We start from the raw sequence: 19,128 nt of genomic DNA, 5'->3' as shown, positions 1-19,128 counted from the left end.
CTTCAGCAGACAGCCGCAGCCCGTGTTGCAACGGGAACTATTGGTAACAGAAGGCGAAGAATATTCCGCGGCGTTCAAAGCACTGCTCGGGCCATTTTACCTAGCGCTGTGAGTACAGCTACTCGTTGCTATTACACAAACAGAGGCTGACGCTCTAGCGCCAGCCTCTGTTGTTCAACGAATCTTACTTAGACGCAGCACCCACCAGCAAGGGCACCGGCCACTGCGCCGTTCGGTGCTTGAAAGAAGCACCAGTCCCCTGCCAATGGCAACTAGCAGCAAGGAACTTAACAACAGCATTCGTCACCAGCCCAGCTCGGCCAGTTGCCGACCTATCACCCGCCAACGCAACAGCAAGTACGACTTCATGCGAGAATCTAGTTTTAAACTAGTTGTCGTTCCGAGGCAGAAGGAATCTAAGTCAACCATTTAACGGGGTAGGCCAGCTTCCTCCTGCCCCGAAACGACAACCTTGCTTGAGTTTCCTAGCCAAGCATTTACCCTACAAAACCGTGTCCTTTTCCACGAATTGAATGTTGTAGTCGGTGGCTAGTTCGGCCAGGATGGGTTCGTACAAGGCGGGGTGGGTGGGAATGACGATACCATGCTGCGTTATTTCACCCCGAACCAGACGTCGCACCGCCATACCCACGGGTAGCCCGACCGTTTTAGCCATAGCCGTGTGCGTGGCATCGTCGCCGAGCACTACCAACGAAGCTGTTAGGTGGTGCCGCTGGCCCGCTAACTCGTAGGTGAACAGGTGCTGCATCACAATCATGTCGTGGTCAGTGGGCTCAAGCTGCCATTTCTTGGATAAAAGGCGCTCCAGCAGCTGGGCGGGCGTAGCATCGGCTTGGTTTACCGCTTGGTCGGTGAAGAGGCCAAGCCATTGGAGTCGCTGCATTTCGGGGCCGGCGAAATGCAGGCCGAGGTAGTCGGCGCACCGCATGGCCAGTTCCGTTTCGGTGGCGGCCCGCGGCACCGAAACCGGCAGATACGCTTCTACCAGCTCGCGCCAGGTCATATCCAAAGGGTTGCCCAGGCGTCCCGAATCGTCGGTTAATCCTAGGCGCACTAGCGCATCCCAGGCGGCGCAGTAGCCGGGGCGGCGCAGGGTGCCCCGCACTATAGTTGGCACGTGGTTGAGGCCATAGGGCGCGCGGTAGCTAAGCGAGTCGCGGTTGGCGTAGCCCTCGAAAGCTCCGTAGCCCGGCACTTCTATGGTAGTCGGATGCGCAAACAGGCGCTGGTACGGAATAAAGCGCGGATGCCCATTTTCGAGGTATTTGGCGGTACCCTGGCCCGCCAATACCACGTTGCGGGGGTTCCAGGTGAACTTGTACTTCCACGGATTATCGCCCTCCGAGTCGGGGGCCAGCAGCCCACCGCAATACGAGTGAAACGACGTAATATGACCGCCCTGCGCCCGCACCCGCTCAAGTACGGCCATGGCCGACATATGATCCAAGCCGGGATCGAGGCCGCACTCCATCACTATAGTAATGCCAGCGGCTTGCGCGTCATTTTCCAGCGCCCGCACCTCTGGGTTCACGTAGCTAGCCGTAACTAAGTGCCGCCGGTGCTGCACGCAAGCTCGCGCCACGGGCGCATGGAACTGCGCCGGCAGCATGGAAATCACGACATCCGCCTGGGCTACCAGCTCCCCGAGGTGAGCTTCGTCTAGTATATCAAACGACACGGCATGGGCGTGTTCGGTGTGAGCGGCCAGCACGGGCACCAAGTGCGCCGGATTCATATCAGCCACGGTGAGAAACCAATTTTCCGAGGTGGCGTGGCGTAACAAGTACTGGATCAGCGAGGTAGCCGAACGGCCAGCTCCCAATAAGAGAAGACGAGTCATGGAAATCAGTTAGCAAGCAACAAGTAACAGCGTAGCACTACTAGCGGGTGCGGCGCCGGGAACAGAACAAACAGGATGTTGGTACTTTACTCTGCATTCGAGGCCAATTCTAACGAAACTTCCTTAACCCAGCGCCACAACGGAAGGAGACGTTGGGCGCGGGCCCGGTGCGCGAGCAACGCAAGCTGGTACGAGTGAAGACCATCCGGTATTCTCTGGCTGCTCGTCACAGACGATATTTCCTGTGCTCCGTAACAGCACACTGCCGTGTGTACACTCATTGATAATTGTAGTACATTCACCGCCCCTTCCGCCACCGGGGCCGGCCACCGTACCGGAACCGCTTTTCTTTCCGCCTACGCAATGGCCCATCCGCTCCGCCTCACCATCGACGTCGAGGTTCTTACTGAAGCCGACCTTACTCCTGCCGAAGCCGCCACCTGGCAAGCTGCCCGCGCCGCCACCGACCATGCCTATGCGCCCTACTCCCACTTCCATGTGGGCGCAGCATTGCTGCTTGATGATGGCACCATTTTTCGAGGCACCAACCAGGAAAACGCTGCTTTCCCATCCGGCCTTTGTGCCGAACGCACCGCTCTGTTTGGCTTAGCGGCCACCCAGCCCGACCGGCGCATTATAGGCATGGCCGTAGCCGCCCGCCCTGCCTCCGGCGACTTTGTGGCCGTGACCAGCTGCGGGGCCTGCCGCCAGGTGATGGCCGAATACGAACACCGCCAGCAGCAACCTATTCCGCTGCTGTTGCCCGGCCCCGATAGCAGCATTTACCGGTTCCGCAGCCTTAACGACCTGCTTCCCTTCGGCTTTTCTGCGGCTGATTTACCTAAGCAAAGAGTGCCCGAAGTATAGCCGAATCCATTAGAACCCGGAACAGCCTTGCCGACCGAGCGAGTAAACGCTCGTACCCGGCAACAGGCGGTTACGCTTTCCTAGCCAACGCTGCTACTTTCTCATGTCCGCGCAGGAGCACCACCTACCCGTTACCCGATCAGCGCGTTACTTTCAATTAGGCGAGTTGACGGCTCGTACCCGGCAGGTGTGGTTTGTGTGCCACGGTTACGGGCAATTGGCGGCGTATTTCATCCGCCACTTTGCTGCTCTTTCCACAGCCGATCCTACGTTGGTAGTAGTAGCCCCGGAAGGTTTGTCGCGCTTCTATTTGCAAGGTCCCAATCATGGGCAGGGCCGCATTGGCGCCACCTGGATGACGCGGGAAGACCGACTTTCGGAAATCGAAGATTACGTCGGCTACCTCAATCATCTCGCTGACAGGGTGTTAGCCGAAGTGCCGCGGGGAGTACCCGTTACCGTCCTTGGCTTTTCGCAAGGAGCGGCGACGGTGAGCCGCTGGCTGACCCGGGCCCATTTCCGTCCGGCGCGGCTTGTTCTGTGGGCCGGGGCCTTTCCGCCCGATATGGATTTCACAATCGCCACGCAGCTGATGCGCAAGCTGCCCGTTACCCTCGTTTGCGGCGCCGAAGACGAGTTTATCAAACCTGCTGACCTCGACCAACAACGCCAGTTCCTTCGGGGCCTGGGGGTCGAGCCCGAGGTAGTAAGCTTTGCTGGCAAGCACACTCTGGATGCCAACGTACTCCGGCAGCTTCACGCCCAAGGTGCCGCCATCTAAGTTCTCCTCTCTTCACGGTCATCATCTGCCTGGATCTTGGAATCCACAAAAAACCCTGCTTGGCAGGGCTTTTGGGTAAGTGAATACGAAGCGGCATTCTACTCCTTGCGAATCACGGTAGCAGCCCCTTGCGCGGCGGGCAGAATCAGTACTTCCGCAATGTTGACGCGGGCCGGGCGGGTTGCCATGAACTGGATTACGTCGGCTATATCCTCGGCCTGCAAGGGTTCAAATCCCTGATAGACGCTGGCCGCCCGGTCGTTGTCGCCTTTAAAGCGCACCTGCGAAAACTCGGTTTCCACGGCACCGGGATTGACCTCCGCTACCCGAATGTGATGGGGCAGCAAGTCCAGGCGCATGCCTTTTGAGAGAGCCGCTACGGCCGCTTTCGAGGCGCAGTACACGTTGCCGTTAGCGTACGTCTCGTGGCCGGCAATAGAGCCGATGTTGATGATGTGGCCCTTTTTGCGGCGCGTCATAGCAGGCAGCAGAGCCCGGCTCACGTAGAGCAGGCCTTTCACATTGCTGTCCAGCATAGCATCCCAATCCGCGGGGTCGCCGTCTTGGATGGAAGACAACCCGTGCGCGTTGCCAGCATTGTTGATGAGTATGTCTACCTCGGCAAACTCAGTTGGCAAACTTGCTACGGCAGCTTCCACCGCCGCTTGGTCGCGCACGTCAAACACAAGAATATGCACCGGCACGGACGATAGTTCCTGCGCTAGTTCTTCGAGCCGCTCCCGCCGCCGTCCTGTTACAACCAGCTGAAACCCAGCCTTGCTCAGCGCCACCGCCGTAGCCCGACCTATACCCGACGAAGCGCCCGTAATAAAAGCAGTTTGCATGAATTTAATAGTTGATTGTTGAATAGTTAAATGGTTGGTCGTTCTGTATGTCTGTACTTGTCGAACGACCAATCACTCAACAATCAACCAATAAACCTTACTCAAATGTCAGATACAGCGTTACGGTGTTGCTGCGCAATCTTTGCAGGCTGTTGCTGTAGATGTTGTTCTCGGGTAGATATAGGTTTTTGAGGCCGTGCGAAAAACGCAGTTCTGGCGCAAACTTAAAGAACGGGTAGAACAAGTCCATTCCCACGCCATACTCAATGGCCACGTCCGTGTTATCCGTCGTGATGAAGTTTCGCTCCCGGTCCCTGCGGCGGTTGCCTACGTTTACGCTCGGTTTCACTCCTGCCACTACGTACACCCGTGTGTTGCGCCGCCGCTCCGAATGAAACTTCAGCAGCAACGGAAAATCCGCTTGCGTCGACCCAATTTCCTGGGTCAGCAGTTCGGTAGGTTCGTCCGTGTTAGCGGGGGTATAGCCCGCTGGTTTAAATTCCAGCTGACGCGTGATAAAGCTCACCCCCGGCGCAAACCGCAGGTTGAAATAGTCGGCTAGCCGTACGTCACCCACGAAGCCCACCGAGAAGCCGGGGCCATTCAGCGCATTAACCGACAAGCCCCGGTTGGTATTCAGATTCTGGATGTAAGCCGGCGACTGCTCAACCTTGAAGCGCGAAAAGTGCGGTGCAATGTAGAAACCAGGGTGAAACCACTTGTCGTCGTAGCCGGGTAGGTTGTTTACGGTAATGGATTTCACCCGCCCATTCTTGGCACGGCTGGCGCTCGATTTGCTTTTGCGTTGGGCCTGTGCCCCGAGGGAGGTAGCCAAAGCCAAGAAAATCAGTAGCGCGAAGCGGCTTACTTGTGAGCGGTGTAGATGGAGCTGATGCCGAACGTGAGGGGTTGCCATGCGGGAGTAATGAAGCCGACTTCCCGGAGGATAGCCAGAAAAGCCTGACCGTCCGGAAAGGCCTGCACCGATTCGGGCAGGTAAGTATACGCGGAGTTGTCTTTGGAAATCATCTTGCCGAAGACGGGAAGCACCCGCTGAAAATAGAAATTATATGCTTGTTTGAGAGGAAATGCGGTGGGTTTGGAAAACTCCAGAATTACCAGCTTCCCCCCCGGCCGCAGCACCCGCCGCATCTCGGCCAAGCCTTTGGTCAGGTTCTCGAAGTTGCGCACGCCAAACGAGGCCGTAACGGCATCGAAGTGGTTGTCGGGATACGGCAGGTTTTCCGAATCGCCTTGCTCTAACTGAATCCGGTGCGTCAGGCCCTTTTCTTGCAGCTTACGCCGGCCAACGGCCAGCATGCCTTCCGAAATATCAACGCCCGTTACGTGCGCATCAGCCGAGGCAGCACGCAGAGTTTCGATGGCAAAGTCAGCCGTACCGGTGGCAATATCAAGGATGCGGGCCGGCCGCAGGGCCTTCAGTTCGCCCACCGCTTTGCGCCGCCAGTAAATATCGGTGCCGGCGCTCAAAAAGTGATTCAGGAAGTCGTATTTGCCGGCAATGCTGTTAAACATGTGGGCTACCTGGGACTTCTTGCCAGCGGTGTCGTCTTTGTAAGGTACTACGGCCATGAGTCTGGGGCAAACAACGAGGATTCGGGGGCAAAATTGCCCAAACATAACGTCTGACAAGCCATTATGTTGAAAAAAAGCGGGCCAGGCATAGAGCCCGGCCCGCTTTGTAGGCTCGATCCGACAGCTTAGTCGTTGTCGGTCTTCACTTTGACTTTCTCGCCGGTAGCATCTTTCGCCTTCGAATCGATGGTACCGTCTTTGGTGATGGTCTTGCTCTTTTCGTCGTTAGCCCCTTTGGTTTTCACCTTCACTTTGTCGCTGTCCTCGTCCACCTTGGTTTTCACTTTGGTGCCGTCGGCTAGCTTCGCCTTGCTTTTGCCTGGCTGTAGCGGCATAGCAGCGCCCGGAGCCGATGAGGTACTGGTGCCTGCACCCGTGGTCGAGGTGGTGGCAGGGGCGACCCCTGGGGTTAGCACTGGAGCTGCTTCGCCTTCCTTCACAATCGGGCGGAACTCCACGCGGCGGTTAAGCTGCATGTTCTCCGGCGAATCGTTGGCCGCCGCCGGACGACGCTCCCCGTAGCTTACCGTTACCATGCGAGTCTCGGCAATACCCGATTTCTTTAGGTAGTTGTAGGCGACATCGGCGCGGTTCTGGCCCAGCACGATGTTGTATTCGTCGGTGTTGCGCGAGTCGCAGTGGCCTTCGATAGAAATATTGACACCAGGGTTGGCTTGCAAGATCGAGCTGATGCTTTGCAATTCCGTAATCGACTCAGGCCGCAGCTTATACTTGTCGGTATCGAAGTAGATGTTCTTGAATGCCACCTGCGACGTAGTATCGACGTACGGCACGTAGAAGTTCTTTTCTACAACGGTTGAATCGTTGGTTGAAATCGGTACGGCAAATTCTTCCGTGATAATGTTCGTCCCATCCTTGGTTACTGCTACTTGGTACGAACGCCCTGAAAGCACGCTCACTTGGTAATCACCGGTCAGAGGCTTGGTTACGTCGCGGTAGCTGAGCGCCGTTTTATCGGCCTGCGTGCCGCTGAATACCAATTCTACCCCCGGAATTACGGTGCTGTCGCGCAAGGAAAACACCCGGCCGCGGATGGTAGCGTTCTTGATGTAGTTGATGGTGTAAATGTCCTTTTCCCCGTAGCCCCCAATGCGGTACGACGATAGGTAGGCATAGCTGCCATCGGGGCTCAAGCGGTAGTAAGTGTCGTCATCGGGCGTATTCACTGGATAGCCCATGTTTTCGGGGCGGCCCCATCTCTTTGCTATCGAATCGTACTCCGACTTAAAGATGTCATAGCCCCCCATAGTGTTGTGGCCGCGCGACGAGAAATAAAGCGTTTTGCCGTCGCGGCTCAGGTACGGGCTGTCGTCGTCGTACTTGGTGTTGATGGCCGTGCCCATCGACTTGGCGGGCCCCCAGTCCCCACCGGCTTGCCGGGTGGAATAGTAAATATCGAGCGAGCCGTCTTCCGAGTACTTACCGGTCGAGAAATAGATTGCGAGGCCGTCTGGCGTAATAAAGGCATCCGACTCGAATGCTTTCGAGTTGACGTTCTGATTTAACTTCTTAGGCGCCGTCCAATCACCGCCCGACTTCTCCGAGTAGAAGATGTCACCGTTCTCGTCCTGGCGATACATGAGTAGCTTGCTGTCATTGTCGAAGAGTTGGGTGGAAGCATCGTGGCCTTTGCCGTTGAGCACCCCGCTTAGGGAACGAGGTTTATCCCAGTTTTCGTCGTCGATGCGCTTGGTTTCGAAGATGTCTTCGTAGTACTCGCCGTCGGTGGCTAGGTTGCCGCCTTTTTTACCGTCTGGGTTACCAGCACCCGTTACGTTTTCGCCGCGCGAGGTGAAGAGCAGCAACTTATCGTCGGCCGAGATAACAGGGCTGTGCTCGGCGTACGGTGTGTTTACCGTAGGTCCGAGGTTCTTCACGAAGATATCCTTGGGGCTGTTGAACTGCACCTTGGCGTTCTTCGAGTGCTGGATCAACTGTGCCAGCTCGGCTTTGCGCGTGTCTTTGGGCTTGAGCGTAACGTTGTAGGCCTGAAAGTGCGCAATGGCCTCATCGAAATTGTAGTTCAAGTGGTCGACGCGGCCGAGCCAATATTCCACGTCCTTCGAAACCTTTGGCTTCAGCTTCTGGGCTTTGTAGATATAGTCACTGGCTTTCTCCTTATCAAACGACATGTAAGAAATACCAGCCCGGAACAAGGCTAGGGGATTGTTGGGCTCCTTAGCCAACACTTGCTCATAGAAAGGGATAGAGGCCCGATAGTTCTCTTGCTCGAAGAACTTATTTGCGGTCTTGAGCTGCTTGCGCGTGCTCTGAGCTAGCGTGGGCTGGGCCACGGCAGCCGCCAGAGCGAAAGCGCAAGAGGCTTTCAATAACCTTCTGACTAAGTTGTTCATTGTTGGAGGGGTTTGAAGAATAAGGAGATGCGGAGGAGTTTGGAGAGAAAACTGCGGGCGCAAATAATGGCCAAGCCGGTTTTAGTTGAGTTGCCTCGTTATACTGAAAACCCATTTTAGGGTTAAGTCGAATGTTATTTTTCGCTATTACAAAGTTCTGAGAAGAACTCTTTTTAGAGATTAATGCTTTTTAGTTGTTTGCGCAGTACAAAGCAATTTGCGGGCAAAGATAGAAATTTTATAATACGGCCTTGACCTCATCCAACTACTTCTCAAGTATTTATAAATTTAGATTTATGCAGACACAAGAGTTAAACCTGTTTTGCAATTAAAGAATACTAGTAACGCGCAAATATAGACGGGCTTCAGATATAGCAATGGTTCTAGCTGAAAATTTATATTCTCGGCCTTTGGCATTCTAACCTCTTATCTTTGTACATAAACCAGTTGTACTGTTCCATGCAAATTCGTGAAGCTGAATTCTTGATGAGTAACACGCGGGTCGATCAATGCCCGGCGCCTACTCTCCCCGAATATGCGTTTATCGGTCGTTCCAACGTAGGTAAATCGTCGCTTATTAATATGCTCACCGAGCGGCGAGGTTTAGCCAAGACCTCCTCGCTCCCCGGCAAAACGCAGCTAATTAATCATTTCCTTATTAACAAGGAGTGGTATTTAGTGGATTTACCGGGGTATGGCTACGCCAAAACCAGTAAAGTGAACCGGGTAGCGTGGACCCGAATGATTAATTTTTATTTGCGGCAGCGGCCTAATCTAGCTTGCGTATTTGTCTTGATTGATTCGCGTCATCCGGCGCAAACTGTCGACTTGGAATTTATGGAAATGCTCGGCACAGAAGGAATTCCTTTTGTAATGGCATTTACAAAAGCCGACAAACAATCGAACAGCCGGACCCAACTCCAAGTAGCCGAGTACATGAAAAAGATGTCGGAAAACTGGGACGAGGTACCACAACATTTTATTACGTCGGCAGAGGAAAAAACGGGCCGCGACGAACTGTTGGCTTTCATCGAGAATGTAAATCGACAGCTGGCCGAAGCTCAGCAGAATGCCTAAATTGGCCCTGAAATTGCCACGACTGCGGGCGGCATTGTCGCTTTGCTTCTTTGTATTTCCTGATTCCACCCCCATGAAAAAAATCACTTTTGCGCTAGCACTGGCTCTTGTTACCGGCTCCGCCTCTGTTTTTGCGCAAACGACCAAACCTAAGTCCATTGGTCCAGTTCCGGAAACTGCACCTGCCACCCCAGCCGCCCCGCAACACCAGGTTGGCGGTGTCAACAAGGCCATTCCGGTGGCCGAGTACTACGAGGGGGGTCAGGATGCCATGTATGCTTTCATTGAGAAAGAAAAGAAATACCCCATTCTAGCCAAGCGCAACCGCATTCAGGGCACCTGCGTGGTTAGCTTCACGCTAACCACCAATGGCACACTAGAGAACGTGAAGTTGGTTACAAAGAATATTGGCGGCGGCCTTGGCGAGGAAGCTCTACGCGTGGTGCGGCTCTTGCAATTCAAGAAGCCCGATTACGCCGTGTTAACCAGCTTGCCAATCGTGTTTAAATTGCCGGCACCGGGTCAAGCCGCCGCGACTGAGTAACTTTGCCTTTTCCAACAACTGTTCTGTACTTATGCCCTACGACCTCAAGGAGATTGCCGCTATCAGCGGAATGCCCGGTCTGTACCGCCTCGTGAAGCCTACCCGCGCCGGGGTTATTATTGAAAGCCTGGATGCGCGTGCCGCCCGTTCAGTGGCCTCCGCCCGCAACAAAGTATCGTTGCTCCAGGAAATTTCCATCTACACCCAGGACTACGACCAAACCGTACCCCTGACGGAAGTTTTCGACCGAATTCATTTGAAATACGGCACCGAGCTAGCCGTCAACAGCAAATCCGACGACCGGGAGCTGACGGCCTTCATGGGCGAAATCGTTCCTGATTACGACCGAGACCGGGTTTATATGTCGGATATCAAGAAGCTGGTGCAGTGGTATCAGGCGGTGAGTGGCACATTGGAATACCAGGCGCCCGCCACCGAAACGGAAGAATCAACCGAAGACACCGCAGCAGTGACCGTTGCTGCCGACCAACCCGCTGCTGCCGCTACCGAAGAAACCCCAAGCAACGCGGCAGCTACGAACGAGTAGCCGTTAGCCTTGTTTTTAACGTCATGCAAAAAGCCCGCTCGGATATGCTCCGGGCGGGCTTTTTATTGGGATTTAGCTCCTAGCTAACCTGTTGCTCCTGCGCCAGAAATTCTTCGGCTCGCTCTACCAGTTCCTGCGAACCAATAAAGAGCGGGCAACGGGCGTGCATATCCTGCGGCCGAATTTCCATGGTGCGCATGTGGCCGTTGCTGGACTTGCCACCGGCTTGCTCCACAATGAAGGCTAGTGGGTTGCACTCATACATGAGGCGCAATTTGCCATCTGGCGATTTGCTGGTGGGCGGATAAATATAGATGCCGCCTTTAAGCAGGTTGCGGTGAAAATCGGCAACTAGGGAGCCTATGTAGCGGGCCGAGAAGTTGTCTTGCTTGCAGTGCGCGACAAAGGCCGCTACACCTGGTGAGAAAGATTCGGAGCTGCCCTCGTTCACAGAATACACATTGCCGGTTTTGGGCGTGATAATCTGCGGGTGCGAAAGGAAAAATTCGCCCAAGGAAGGCTCGTAAGTGAAGCCGTTTACGCCATTGCCGGTGGTATACACCATCATGGTGCTGGAGCCATAGATAACATAGCCAGCCGCCACTTGGTTGGTACCGGTTTGCAAGCAGTCGGCCAAGCTACCTTCCGTGCCCGTCGGCGACACGCGCCGGTAGATGCTGAAGATGGTGCCGATACTCACGTTTACGTCGATGTTGGAAGAGCCATCGAGTGGGTCAATAGCCACAATGTACTTGCCCTGCACGTTGCCGGTCTGAATAACTTCTTCGTCTTCCTCACTGATAATGGTACACACCTCGCCCCCATTGCGCAACGCCCGAATGAAACGGATGTTGGCAATAACATCGAGCTTTTGCTGGTCTTCGCCCTGCACGTTGCGGTTGCCATAGGCTCCGGCAATATCAATGAGGCCAGAGCGGTTGATTTCGCGGTTCACGATTTTGGTGGCCAAAGCAATATCGCGGAGCAGTTGGGAAAGCTCTCCAGTTGCGTAAGGAAAATCCTCCTGCTTCCGCATGATAAAGCGGTCCAGGGTGGTGCCAACGGGCAGCGCCAGCTTGTCGTGTTGATTCATATAGGATCAGGAAGATGAAAGGTCGGGGTGTGCTCAAAATTAAACTCTTTTTCGGGGTTGAAAAAGCGAAATTTCGCTCTGGCGAAGGCAGAAGAATTGGAGAGGCCCTAAAGGCGCCGAACTGCATCAGAAGCGGACAGAGCGCCATTTCCTACATTTGAAGCCATGCAGCACTCTCAACCTCTCAGGATTTACAAGTTCGGTGGCGCTTCGGTGAAAGATGCCGCTGCCATCAACAACCTTGGTGGCATCGTGCGCCAGCACGGCACCAACGGGTTGCTGTTAATTGTGGTGTCGGCAATGGGCAAAACCACCAATGCGCTGGAAGAAATTTTTCAACTAGCCTACACCGGCCAGGAGTATACTGCCCTTCTGGCGCAACTGACCGAGTTTCACCGCTCTGTTGCGCGCGAACTGCTGCCCCACCATGACGGCAAGGCAGCCAACACGACGGACGACGAACCGAGCTTAGAGCAACTGCTAGAGCAGCTCGGTGACCGGCTGGCTACCCTCACCACGGATGAGTTCGACAAGCAGTACGACCAAGTAGTAAGCTTCGGTGAGCTTTTGGCCACCCGGATTGTGGCCAGCGCCCTGGGCGCTCAGTGGCTGGACTGCCGCCCCCTGCTTCGCACCGACCACACCTGGCGCGAAGGCCGCGTAGACTGGCCTACTACGGAGCGCAATCTAACGGCGGCCATGCCCCCACTGCTTACCTACGGCCCCGTCGTGACGCAGGGCTTTTTGGGCGGCACGGCTAGCGGCTACACCACCACTCTCGGCCGGGAGGGCTCCGATTATACGGCGGCTATTTTCGCGTATTGCCTCGGAGCCGAATCGGTGACTATCTGGAAAGACGTGGCGGGCTTACTGAATGCCGACCCCAAGATTTTCGAGGATACGGTGCGCTACCCGGAAATCAGCTACCAGGAAACCATTGAAATGGCGTACTACGGGGCTTCGGTTATTCACCCCAAAACCATCAAGCCGCTGGCTGTGCGCCAGATTCCGTTGTACGTGAAGTCGTTTGTGGATGCCACAGCCGAGGGCACCAAGATTCACGATTGTCGGCACGGGCTGCTCGTACCAGCCTTCATTCGCAAGGTCAACCAGTGCTTGATTTCGTTTGAATCCAAGGACCTCACTTTTATTTCCGAGGAAAACCTAGAGGTAATATTCGGAGCGCTGGCGCAGGTCCGGCTGAAAATCAACCTGATGCAGAACTCGGCCATCAGCTTTTCCGTCTGCACCGACTTTTCTTCCTATCGGCTCGATAAGCTGCTGACTGCCCTGCGCGAGCAGTTCACAATTCACTACAACACCGACCTGGAGCTGTACACCATCAAGAACTACGATGCGGCCAGCCTTCAGCGTCTCACTACGGGCCGCGATTTGCTCCTGGAGCAGCGCACCCGCCAGACTTTTCAATTTATTTGCCGCCGCGCTTCGTAACAGAACAATAGCGGGCGCTGGGGTCGGCCCAACTCTTTTGTGGAGGACCGTATAGCAAGGGGCTTGCTGAGGGTAGCAGGTAAGAGGCCGGTAGCAGTGGATAAACGTTTTGCATCCACCTCCTTGCTTCTTGCCTGACTAATTACTACCTGCTCACCTGCTATCCATCATCTTCTCAACCCCAACCATTTAAATTTCAGCAACATGGCAGTTCTTGTAGGCAAGCGGGCTCCCTCATTTAAGGCTCCTGCCATTATCAATGGCGAGTTCGAGGAAGATTTCTCGCTCGACCGTTACCTGGGCAAAAAGCACGTTATCTTTTTCTTTTATTCAGCTGATTTCGCTTTCGTTTGCCCCACCGAAATACTTGCTTTTCAGGAACGACTAGCTGATTTTGAAGCAAAAGGAGTGGCCATTGTGGGCTGCTCCACCGATACGCGCTATACGCACTTGGCCTGGCTGCAAACCCCGCGCGAAGAAGGGGGTATTATGGGCATTACGTACCCGCTGGTAGCGGATGCGAGCAAAACTATTTCGGCCAACTACGATGTACTTGGGGGCCGCTACGACTACAATGAGGCCGGCGAAATGGTGTTCGTTGGGATTCCCTTGGCGTACCGGGGCCTGTTTCTGATCGACCGAGACGGTATTGTTCGGCATCAGGTAGTGAATGATGGGCCGCTGGGCCGGAGCGTAGAAGAAGCGTTGCGCATGGTGGACGCGCTGCAACATTTCGAAGTGAAAGGCGAAGTATGTCCGGCCGGTTGGCAAGCGGGTCATCAGGCATTGCCGCCCACCCGTGAGGGCCTAGCCAAGTATCTCGGTAAACTTCACTAGAACGGGCTTCTCTGTAGTGAGGCAAAAGACAGATTCCTTGTAGTCAGGATTTTCAGCTTATCTAGCCACCAAAAACCCGGTACTAGCTTATCCCAGGAGTACGGTTGTCATGCCGACACTCCGTGTTTCTGGGATAAGCTAGTACCGGGTTTTTGGCAGCTAGCAATCGGCGATTACCTGTCGGAAACATAGTAATGGTTGTTAGCCGTACTTTTGCGCGGCTTTCTGCTTGTGGAAAGCTGGTATTGTCAGCACCACCTATAAAGCGGAGACTGAACCTAGCAACCAGAAACTCAACACTTGCTTTTCTTGTACATAGTATCCTTGCGCCTGTACGCCCTGTTGTTGCGGTTGGCGGCGCCCTTTGTGTTAAAGGCGAAACAGTGGGTGCGAGGGCAGCGCAACTTGCTGCCGCGCATTCAGCAGGCATTACAAGCCGAGACGGCTCCTCTCGCTTGGTTTCACTGCGCCTCACTCGGCGAATTCGAGCAGGGCCGGCCCTTGATGGAGGCGTACGCGCAGCAGTACCCGAGTGATAAAATAGTGCTGACTTTCTTTTCGGCTTCGGGTTACGAAGTGCGCAAAAACTGGCCGGGCGCGGCCTATATCTTCTACCTTCCCCTGGATACGGCCGAAAATGCTCGCCTTTTCGTGGCGGCGGCGCGGCCCCGGCTGGCTGTTTTTGTGAAGTACGAGTTCTGGCATTTCTTTTTGCAAGAACTAAAGCAGCAGCGCGTACCTACTATTTGCGTATCGGCCATTTTCTGGCCCAAGCAAGTGTATTTTCGGCCCTGGGGTGGCTTCCACCGGCAGATGTTGCGCGAGTTCACTCACATCTTCGTCCAGAACCAGACGTCGGTGGAGATGCTAGGGGCGATTGGGGTATCCCAGGCCAGTGTGGCCGGCGACACCCGCTTCGATACCGTGGTGCGTACGGCCGCGGCCCTGCCCCGGCCCCTGCCGCTCCTCGATGCTTTTACCGACGATTGGGCACCGGTATTCATCATCGGTAGTTCTTGGCCCGAAGATTTGCCGGTTCTAACGCCGCTGTTGCAGAAGTACCAGGAAAAGATGCGTTTCATTGTGGCGCCCCATGAAATCAGTGAAACGAATCTGCGCTTGGTGGAAGAAGCGCTGCCTGGGCGGGTGGTGCGCTACTCCCGCACCGATACGGCCACCGCAGCCGCAGCTCGGGTGCTGCTTATCGATAATGTAGGCCTGCTTAATCAGTTGTACCGTTTCGGCCACTATGCGTATATCGGCGGGGCTTTCGGCAAAGGGCTGCACAACACGCTGGAGGCGGCGGCCTTTGGCTTGCCGCTGTTTTTCGGCCCTACGTATCACAAGTTTAAGGAAGCGCAAGATTTAGTCGCGCTCGGTTGTGCCTTTCCGGTGACGTCGGCCGAGGAGCTACAAAAAGCCTTTGCTCCCCTTTTTCACCGCGAAGAACTACGCCTTAGCGTACAAGACCTAAGCCTCGACTACGTGCACGACCACAGCGGCGCTACCAACACCATCATGCAATGGGTGGCGGCGAATTTGTGAGGGCGGGAAGCAGCATATGGCGAAACACAAGTTACTTCCCGCCCTCACGCAAGCACGTAGCTCCCGCAGGCCCGCAGCCACCGAAACCATTGAATATCACTTCCTCATTCACTTATTTGCTTGCTCCCATGACCGGAACCATCGTTAAATCTACGGGCTCGTGGTACGTGGTGCGTGAGCTAGGCACGGGGCAGTTGCACCGGTGCCGGCTGCGGGGCAAGTTCAAGATGAAGGGCCTAAAAGTAAGCAACCCGCTGGCCGTGGGCGACCAGGTGGAGTTTACGGTGGAAGAGCAGACGGAAGGTGCGGGCGTGATTCACCACATCGAGCCGCGCCGCAACTACATTATCCGCCGCTCGGTGCACAAAACTGAACATTCCCACATCGTGGCCGCCAACCTCGACTTGGCCATGCTGGTCGTGACGCTGGCTTCCCCCGCCACCTCGTTCGGCTTTATCGACCGGTTTCTGGTGACGGCCGAAGCGTACAGCATCCCGGTAACGCTGATTTTCAATAAAACCGACCTCTACGACGACGACCTGAACGACTACCAAGGCCAAATTCAGGCAATGTATCAGCGGATCGGCTATCCTGGTCTGCGCTGCTCGGCTCATACCGGCGAGGGCATAGCGGCTATCGACAACTTACTCGAAGGCCGCACCACGCTGCTTTCCGGTCATTCGGGGGTGGGCAAAAGTACGCTCATCAACACCTTGGTACCCGACCTCGACATTAAAACCGCTGAAATCAGCGAGTTTTCCGATAAGGGTGTACACACCACCACGTTTGCGGAGATGCTGGAAGTACGGCCTAGCACGTTCATCATCGACACGCCTGGCATCAAGGAGCTAGGCCTGGTTGATGTGAAGGCAGGGGAGCTAGCGCACTTTTTCCCCGAAATGCGCGCCTTGCTCAATCAGTGCCGCTACCACAACTGCCAGCACACCCACGAGCCCGGCTGCGCCGTGCGCGAAGCCGTGGACAAAGGTAAAATAGCCCTCCCGCGCTACGACAGCTACGTGAGCATGCTGGAAGCCGACGACAACCGACGGTAAGGTGCTAAAGCGCTAAAAGCAGAATGTCAGGCCAAGAAACCAAGCAGTAGAGCTGCTTCGGCTCCTTGGCCTGACATTCTGCTTTTAATTCCGTACTCACTAGCTCACCATTTCATCTGCTATGAAGATTGCATTTCTAGGCCTTGGCAACATGGGAGAAGCCATGGCGACCAACCTGCTGAAAGCCGGCCACGAGCTTACCGTTTATAACCGCACGGCCAGCAAAGCTGCGCCGCTAGCGAAACTAGGCGCTACGGTAGCTGCCACCCCCGCCGAGGCGGTCCAAGAGGCTGCCATTGTCTTCTCGATGGTAACCGACGATGCAGCGTTGCAAACCTTATGCACTGGCCCCGATGGGTTGTTGCCCGCCCTCATGCAAGGCGCCGTTCACGCCTCGTGCAGCACCGTAGCGCCCGACACCAATCGTCGGTTGGCGGAAGAGCACGCCCGGCAGGGGGCGCACCTGGTGGCAGCGCCGGTATTTGGCAAGCCTGATGCGGCAGCGGCGGCTAAGCTCTGGTTGATTATGGCCGGCGACGAAGGCGCCAAGAAAACCTTGCGGCCCGTGCTGGAAGTGTTAGGGCAAGGCAGCGCCCAGGATTTCGGCCCCGACCCCGGCGCCGCCAACATCATCAAGCTGTGCGGCAACTTCATGCTTGGCGCCGCCATCGAAGCCATGGCCGAGGCTTTCACGCTGGCCCAGAAAAGCGGCCTCGACCGGCAGCAGGTGTACGAGTTTTTCACGAGCACGCTCTTCAACCTGCCCATCTACAAAAGCTACGGCAAGCTGGTGGCCGAGCGCCATTACCAGCCCGTTGGCGCTGCCCCCGCCATCATTCGCAAAGACCTGCGCCTGGTACTCGATGAGGCTCGAACTCAAGTAGTGCCGATGCCCTTCGCCAATATTATTTTCGATCAACTTTCCGCAACTATGGCCAAAAAGGAAGAGGTGGACTGGGCCGGTTTCGCAGAGCGAGTAGCGGAAAACGCAGGCTTGTAGTTGTTGATACGAAGCTTGAAGCTTCGGGCTACAGATAGCAAAAGAGCCCGGCTGTTGTTCACAGCCGGGCTCTTTTGTAAGTGAAAACAAGAAAGCTTATCCTTCTTTAGGTAGCACTACCCCGTCGATGATGTGCGTGACGCCGTTGCTGGATATAACGTCGGGAGTTTGCACGGCGGCGGGGGCATCGGTGCCATTGCTTACCATTACTTTGCCTTCCTTCACGCTGATCGTCAATTTCTGACCGTTCACCGTTGTTAGTTGCTGACCGTCTCTGAGGTCTTGCGCTAGCAGGCGGCCTGCAATAACGTGGTAAGTCAGCACACCTTTCAACTTATCTTTGCTTTCCGGCTTCATCAAGCCATCAAGAGCCCCTTTGGGTAGCTTGTCGAAGGCGGCATTATTGGGGGCGAAAACCGTGAACGGACCAGCCCCACTCAGCGTGCCGTCGAGGCCGGCGGCTTGCACAGCCTTCACTAGAGTAGTTACGCTGCTGGCTTGCACGGCATTCTGCACGATGGTTTTGTCGGGCGTCATGGCCACCCCATCCACCATCACGCCATCTGGTTTGGCCATGCGCGCCGAGTCGGACATCAGTGCCGCCGAATCGACAGTGGTAGCGGTGGCGGGCGTGGTGGACGTGGCTGTTTCCGCAGTTTTGCTGTCGCCGCAGCTGCTGATACCAAACGTGAGCAGCCCAGCCGACAACAAACCGACAGAGGTGGTGCGCAGAGAATTCTTCATAAAATACCGAACGAAAGTTAATTGAAACCAGGAAAACGTGCTTGCTAGCTTGCAATACACAAATATGCTACGAAACTCCCCGAGCAACCGGATGTTTCTTGGATTTCAAAATAGCTACCTTTGCAGGAGGCCGGCATTTGTCGGCTGGCACTTAGCGAGGCTAAGTGTTCGTTCCATCTGTCTGTTTCCCACAATCATGAAAACTGCCGAAATCCACACCAACCGTGGTGTGATGAAAGTGGAGTTCTACGAGCAAGACGCTCCCAACACTGTAAAGAACTTCACTGACCTGGCGAAAAAAGGCTTCTACGACGGCCTGAAGTTTCACCGCGTTATCCCCAACTTTATGATTCAGGGTGGCTGCCCTAACTCGCGCGATGGCGCCAAAGGCATGCCTGGCACCGGCGGCCCCGGCTACAAAATCGACTGCGAACTAACCGGCGAGCGTCAATACCATGAGCGCGGCGTGCTGAGCATGGCCCACGCCGGCCGCAACACCGGCGGCAGCCAGTTCTTCATCGTTCACGACCGTCAGAACACCGCCCACCTCGACCGCAACCATACCGTGTTCGGTAAAGTGGTGGAAGGCCTGGAAGTCATCGACCAAATCAAAGGCAACGACGAGATTCAGAAGATTGTGGTGAGCGAAGATGCTGCGTAAGCTTCCGCTTCAATACAAGCGCTAACGCAAAAGCCCCGCATACTAAAAAGTATGCGGGGCTTTTGTATTGGTTGCGCACCGCTTCCAATGTAAAGAAGGGGCACTGGTGGTTGCCAAATCTATTTGCGGCCACTTCTATTTAGCGTCTCCGGCCGCGCTGCGGCTTCTCGTCTTCGTCCTCGTCGTCATCTTCGCCGAAGCTCGGCATGGTGAACATCGAGGAAAGCAAATCCTTGAACTGGGCGCCG

The 19,128-nt window shown here is 55.4% G+C and carries 18 protein-coding genes and 1 pseudogene (1 of these 19 only partly in view); 11 read left to right on the top strand and 8 right to left on the bottom strand.

What is annotated here, in order from left to right:
* Window positions 1–502: 502 nt before the first annotated feature.
* Window positions 503–1,861 carry a saccharopine dehydrogenase family protein gene (locus ACFE7X_RS11690; RefSeq protein ID WP_375435849.1) on the bottom strand — a complete coding sequence of 453 codons (1,359 nt, stop codon included), beginning with the start codon at window positions 1,859–1,861 and terminating at the stop codon, window positions 503–505.
* Window positions 1,862–2,224: 363 nt separating this feature from the next.
* On the opposite strand from ACFE7X_RS11690, the gene cdd reads away from it, so the two are divergent.
* Entirely contained in the window at window positions 2,225–2,728 is a 504-nt protein-coding gene (gene cdd, locus ACFE7X_RS11685; protein ID WP_375435848.1) for a cytidine deaminase, read from the top strand.
* Between the two features lie 103 nt (window positions 2,729–2,831).
* Complete coding sequence (locus tag ACFE7X_RS11680; RefSeq protein ID WP_375435847.1) at window positions 2,832–3,509, top strand: alpha/beta hydrolase; 678 nt, start codon at window positions 2,832–2,834, stop codon at window positions 3,507–3,509.
* Window positions 3,510–3,607: 98 nt separating this feature from the next.
* Here ACFE7X_RS11680 and ACFE7X_RS11675 read toward each other — a convergent pair whose 3' ends face one another.
* The 4 genes from ACFE7X_RS11675 to ACFE7X_RS11660 form a co-directional block, all read right to left on the bottom strand.
* Window positions 3,608–4,354 carry an SDR family NAD(P)-dependent oxidoreductase gene (locus ACFE7X_RS11675; RefSeq protein WP_375435846.1) on the bottom strand — a complete coding sequence of 249 codons (747 nt, stop codon included), beginning with the start codon at window positions 4,352–4,354 and terminating at the stop codon, window positions 3,608–3,610.
* Between the two features lie 97 nt (window positions 4,355–4,451).
* Window positions 4,452–5,270 carry a porin family protein gene (locus ACFE7X_RS11670; protein ID WP_375435845.1) on the bottom strand — a complete coding sequence of 273 codons (819 nt, stop codon included), beginning with the start codon at window positions 5,268–5,270 and terminating at the stop codon, window positions 4,452–4,454.
* Window positions 5,219–5,947: a bifunctional demethylmenaquinone methyltransferase/2-methoxy-6-polyprenyl-1,4-benzoquinol methylase UbiE gene (ubiE, locus tag ACFE7X_RS11665; protein ID WP_375435844.1), complete on the bottom strand. Its 729-nt coding sequence runs from the start codon at window positions 5,945–5,947 to the stop codon at window positions 5,219–5,221. The genes ACFE7X_RS11670 and ubiE overlap by 52 nt, the downstream gene beginning before the upstream one ends.
* A 128-nt stretch (window positions 5,948–6,075) precedes the next feature.
* The gene (locus ACFE7X_RS11660; protein WP_375435843.1) at window positions 6,076–8,325 is read right to left on the bottom strand and encodes an OmpA family protein; all 2,250 of its coding nucleotides are present in this window, start codon (window positions 8,323–8,325) and stop codon (window positions 6,076–6,078) included.
* A 459-nt stretch (window positions 8,326–8,784) separates the two neighbouring features.
* Here ACFE7X_RS11660 and yihA point away from each other — a divergent pair, with 459 nt between their 5' ends.
* The 3 genes from yihA to ACFE7X_RS11645 all read left to right on the top strand — a co-directional run bounded on the left by yihA (window position 8,785) and on the right by ACFE7X_RS11645 (window position 10,493).
* Window positions 8,785–9,402 (top strand): ribosome biogenesis GTP-binding protein YihA/YsxC, encoded by a 618-nt coding sequence (gene yihA, locus ACFE7X_RS11655; protein WP_375435842.1) that lies wholly within the window; start codon window positions 8,785–8,787, stop codon window positions 9,400–9,402.
* 73 nt (window positions 9,403–9,475) lie between these two features.
* Window positions 9,476–9,946, top strand: a complete 471-nt coding sequence (locus ACFE7X_RS11650; RefSeq protein WP_375435841.1) for an energy transducer TonB — start codon at window positions 9,476–9,478, stop codon at window positions 9,944–9,946.
* A gap of 31 nt (window positions 9,947–9,977) precedes the next feature.
* Window positions 9,978–10,493 (top strand): DUF5606 domain-containing protein, encoded by a 516-nt coding sequence (locus ACFE7X_RS11645; protein ID WP_375435840.1) that lies wholly within the window; start codon window positions 9,978–9,980, stop codon window positions 10,491–10,493.
* A 79-nt stretch (window positions 10,494–10,572) separates the two neighbouring features.
* On the opposite strand, the gene fbp is transcribed toward ACFE7X_RS11645, so the two are convergent.
* Window positions 10,573–11,586 carry a class 1 fructose-bisphosphatase gene (gene fbp / locus ACFE7X_RS11640; RefSeq protein ID WP_375435839.1) on the bottom strand — a complete coding sequence of 338 codons (1,014 nt, stop codon included), beginning with the start codon at window positions 11,584–11,586 and terminating at the stop codon, window positions 10,573–10,575.
* 165 nt (window positions 11,587–11,751) lie between these two features.
* On the opposite strand from fbp, the gene ACFE7X_RS11635 reads away from it, so the two are divergent.
* The 5 genes from ACFE7X_RS11635 (at window position 11,752) to ACFE7X_RS11615 (ending at window position 17,475) form a co-directional block, all read left to right on the top strand.
* The gene (locus tag ACFE7X_RS11635) at window positions 11,752–13,038 is read left to right on the top strand and encodes an aspartate kinase (protein WP_375435838.1); all 1,287 of its coding nucleotides are present in this window, start codon (window positions 11,752–11,754) and stop codon (window positions 13,036–13,038) included.
* A gap of 204 nt (window positions 13,039–13,242) precedes the next feature.
* Entirely contained in the window at window positions 13,243–13,875 is a 633-nt protein-coding gene (locus tag ACFE7X_RS11630; protein WP_375435837.1) for a peroxiredoxin, read from the top strand.
* A gap of 309 nt (window positions 13,876–14,184) precedes the next feature.
* Complete coding sequence (locus ACFE7X_RS11625; protein WP_375435836.1) at window positions 14,185–15,420, top strand: 3-deoxy-D-manno-octulosonic acid transferase; 1,236 nt, start codon at window positions 14,185–14,187, stop codon at window positions 15,418–15,420.
* A gap of 128 nt (window positions 15,421–15,548) precedes the next feature.
* On the top strand, window positions 15,549–16,475 hold the full coding sequence (gene rsgA / locus ACFE7X_RS11620) for a ribosome small subunit-dependent GTPase A (protein WP_375435835.1): 927 nt from the start codon (window positions 15,549–15,551) through the stop codon (window positions 16,473–16,475).
* 121 nt (window positions 16,476–16,596) lie between these two features.
* Window positions 16,597–17,475, top strand: a complete 879-nt coding sequence (locus ACFE7X_RS11615) for an NAD(P)-dependent oxidoreductase (RefSeq protein WP_375435834.1) — start codon at window positions 16,597–16,599, stop codon at window positions 17,473–17,475.
* Between the two features lie 96 nt (window positions 17,476–17,571).
* Here the strand turns inward: ACFE7X_RS11615 and ACFE7X_RS11610 are convergent, their stop codons facing one another.
* Window positions 17,572–18,219, bottom strand: a complete 648-nt coding sequence (locus ACFE7X_RS11610) for a fasciclin domain-containing protein (RefSeq protein WP_375435833.1) — start codon at window positions 18,217–18,219, stop codon at window positions 17,572–17,574.
* Window positions 18,220–18,415: 196 nt separating this feature from the next.
* On the opposite strand from ACFE7X_RS11610, the gene ACFE7X_RS11605 reads away from it, so the two are divergent.
* Window positions 18,416–18,880, top strand: a complete 465-nt coding sequence (locus ACFE7X_RS11605; protein ID WP_375435832.1) for a peptidylprolyl isomerase — start codon at window positions 18,416–18,418, stop codon at window positions 18,878–18,880.
* A gap of 139 nt (window positions 18,881–19,019) precedes the next feature.
* On the opposite strand, the pseudogene ACFE7X_RS11600 reads toward ACFE7X_RS11605, so the two are convergent.
* Window positions 19,020–19,128: pseudogene (locus ACFE7X_RS11600) on the bottom strand (sigma 54-interacting transcriptional regulator); it runs 1,409 nt beyond the window's last position.

This window comes from uncultured Hymenobacter sp. (assembly GCF_964242765.1).
Classification (GTDB): Bacteria; Bacteroidota; Bacteroidia; order Cytophagales; family Hymenobacteraceae; genus Hymenobacter.
The sequence above is the reverse complement of the archived record's forward strand: the minus strand, read 5'-3'. Positions and strand labels throughout refer to the sequence as shown.

Excerpts from the sequence above, each read along its gene's own strand:
- ACFE7X_RS11690 (WP_375435849.1), bottom strand. The coding sequence starts at position 1,861 with ATGACTCGTCTTCTCTTATTGGGAGCTGGCCGTTCGGCTACCTCGCTG.
- cdd (WP_375435848.1), top strand. The coding sequence starts at position 2,225 with ATGGCCCATCCGCTCCGCCTCACCATCGACGTCGAGGTTCTTACTGAA.
- ACFE7X_RS11680 (WP_375435847.1), top strand. The coding sequence starts at position 2,832 with ATGTCCGCGCAGGAGCACCACCTACCCGTTACCCGATCAGCGCGTTAC.
- ACFE7X_RS11675 (WP_375435846.1), bottom strand. The coding sequence starts at position 4,354 with ATGCAAACTGCTTTTATTACGGGCGCTTCGTCGGGTATAGGTCGGGCT.
- ACFE7X_RS11670 (WP_375435845.1), bottom strand. The coding sequence starts at position 5,270 with ATGGCAACCCCTCACGTTCGGCATCAGCTCCATCTACACCGCTCACAA.
- ubiE (WP_375435844.1), bottom strand. The coding sequence starts at position 5,947 with ATGGCCGTAGTACCTTACAAAGACGACACCGCTGGCAAGAAGTCCCAG.
- ACFE7X_RS11660 (WP_375435843.1), bottom strand. The coding sequence starts at position 8,325 with ATGAACAACTTAGTCAGAAGGTTATTGAAAGCCTCTTGCGCTTTCGCT.
- yihA (WP_375435842.1), top strand. The coding sequence starts at position 8,785 with ATGCAAATTCGTGAAGCTGAATTCTTGATGAGTAACACGCGGGTCGAT.
- ACFE7X_RS11650 (WP_375435841.1), top strand. The coding sequence starts at position 9,476 with ATGAAAAAAATCACTTTTGCGCTAGCACTGGCTCTTGTTACCGGCTCC.
- ACFE7X_RS11645 (WP_375435840.1), top strand. The coding sequence starts at position 9,978 with ATGCCCTACGACCTCAAGGAGATTGCCGCTATCAGCGGAATGCCCGGT.
- fbp (WP_375435839.1), bottom strand. The coding sequence starts at position 11,586 with ATGAATCAACACGACAAGCTGGCGCTGCCCGTTGGCACCACCCTGGAC.
- ACFE7X_RS11635 (WP_375435838.1), top strand. The coding sequence starts at position 11,752 with ATGCAGCACTCTCAACCTCTCAGGATTTACAAGTTCGGTGGCGCTTCG.
- ACFE7X_RS11630 (WP_375435837.1), top strand. The coding sequence starts at position 13,243 with ATGGCAGTTCTTGTAGGCAAGCGGGCTCCCTCATTTAAGGCTCCTGCC.
- rsgA (WP_375435835.1), top strand. The coding sequence starts at position 15,549 with ATGACCGGAACCATCGTTAAATCTACGGGCTCGTGGTACGTGGTGCGT.
- ACFE7X_RS11615 (WP_375435834.1), top strand. The coding sequence starts at position 16,597 with ATGAAGATTGCATTTCTAGGCCTTGGCAACATGGGAGAAGCCATGGCG.
- ACFE7X_RS11610 (WP_375435833.1), bottom strand. The coding sequence starts at position 18,219 with ATGAAGAATTCTCTGCGCACCACCTCTGTCGGTTTGTTGTCGGCTGGG.
- ACFE7X_RS11605 (WP_375435832.1), top strand. The coding sequence starts at position 18,416 with ATGAAAACTGCCGAAATCCACACCAACCGTGGTGTGATGAAAGTGGAG.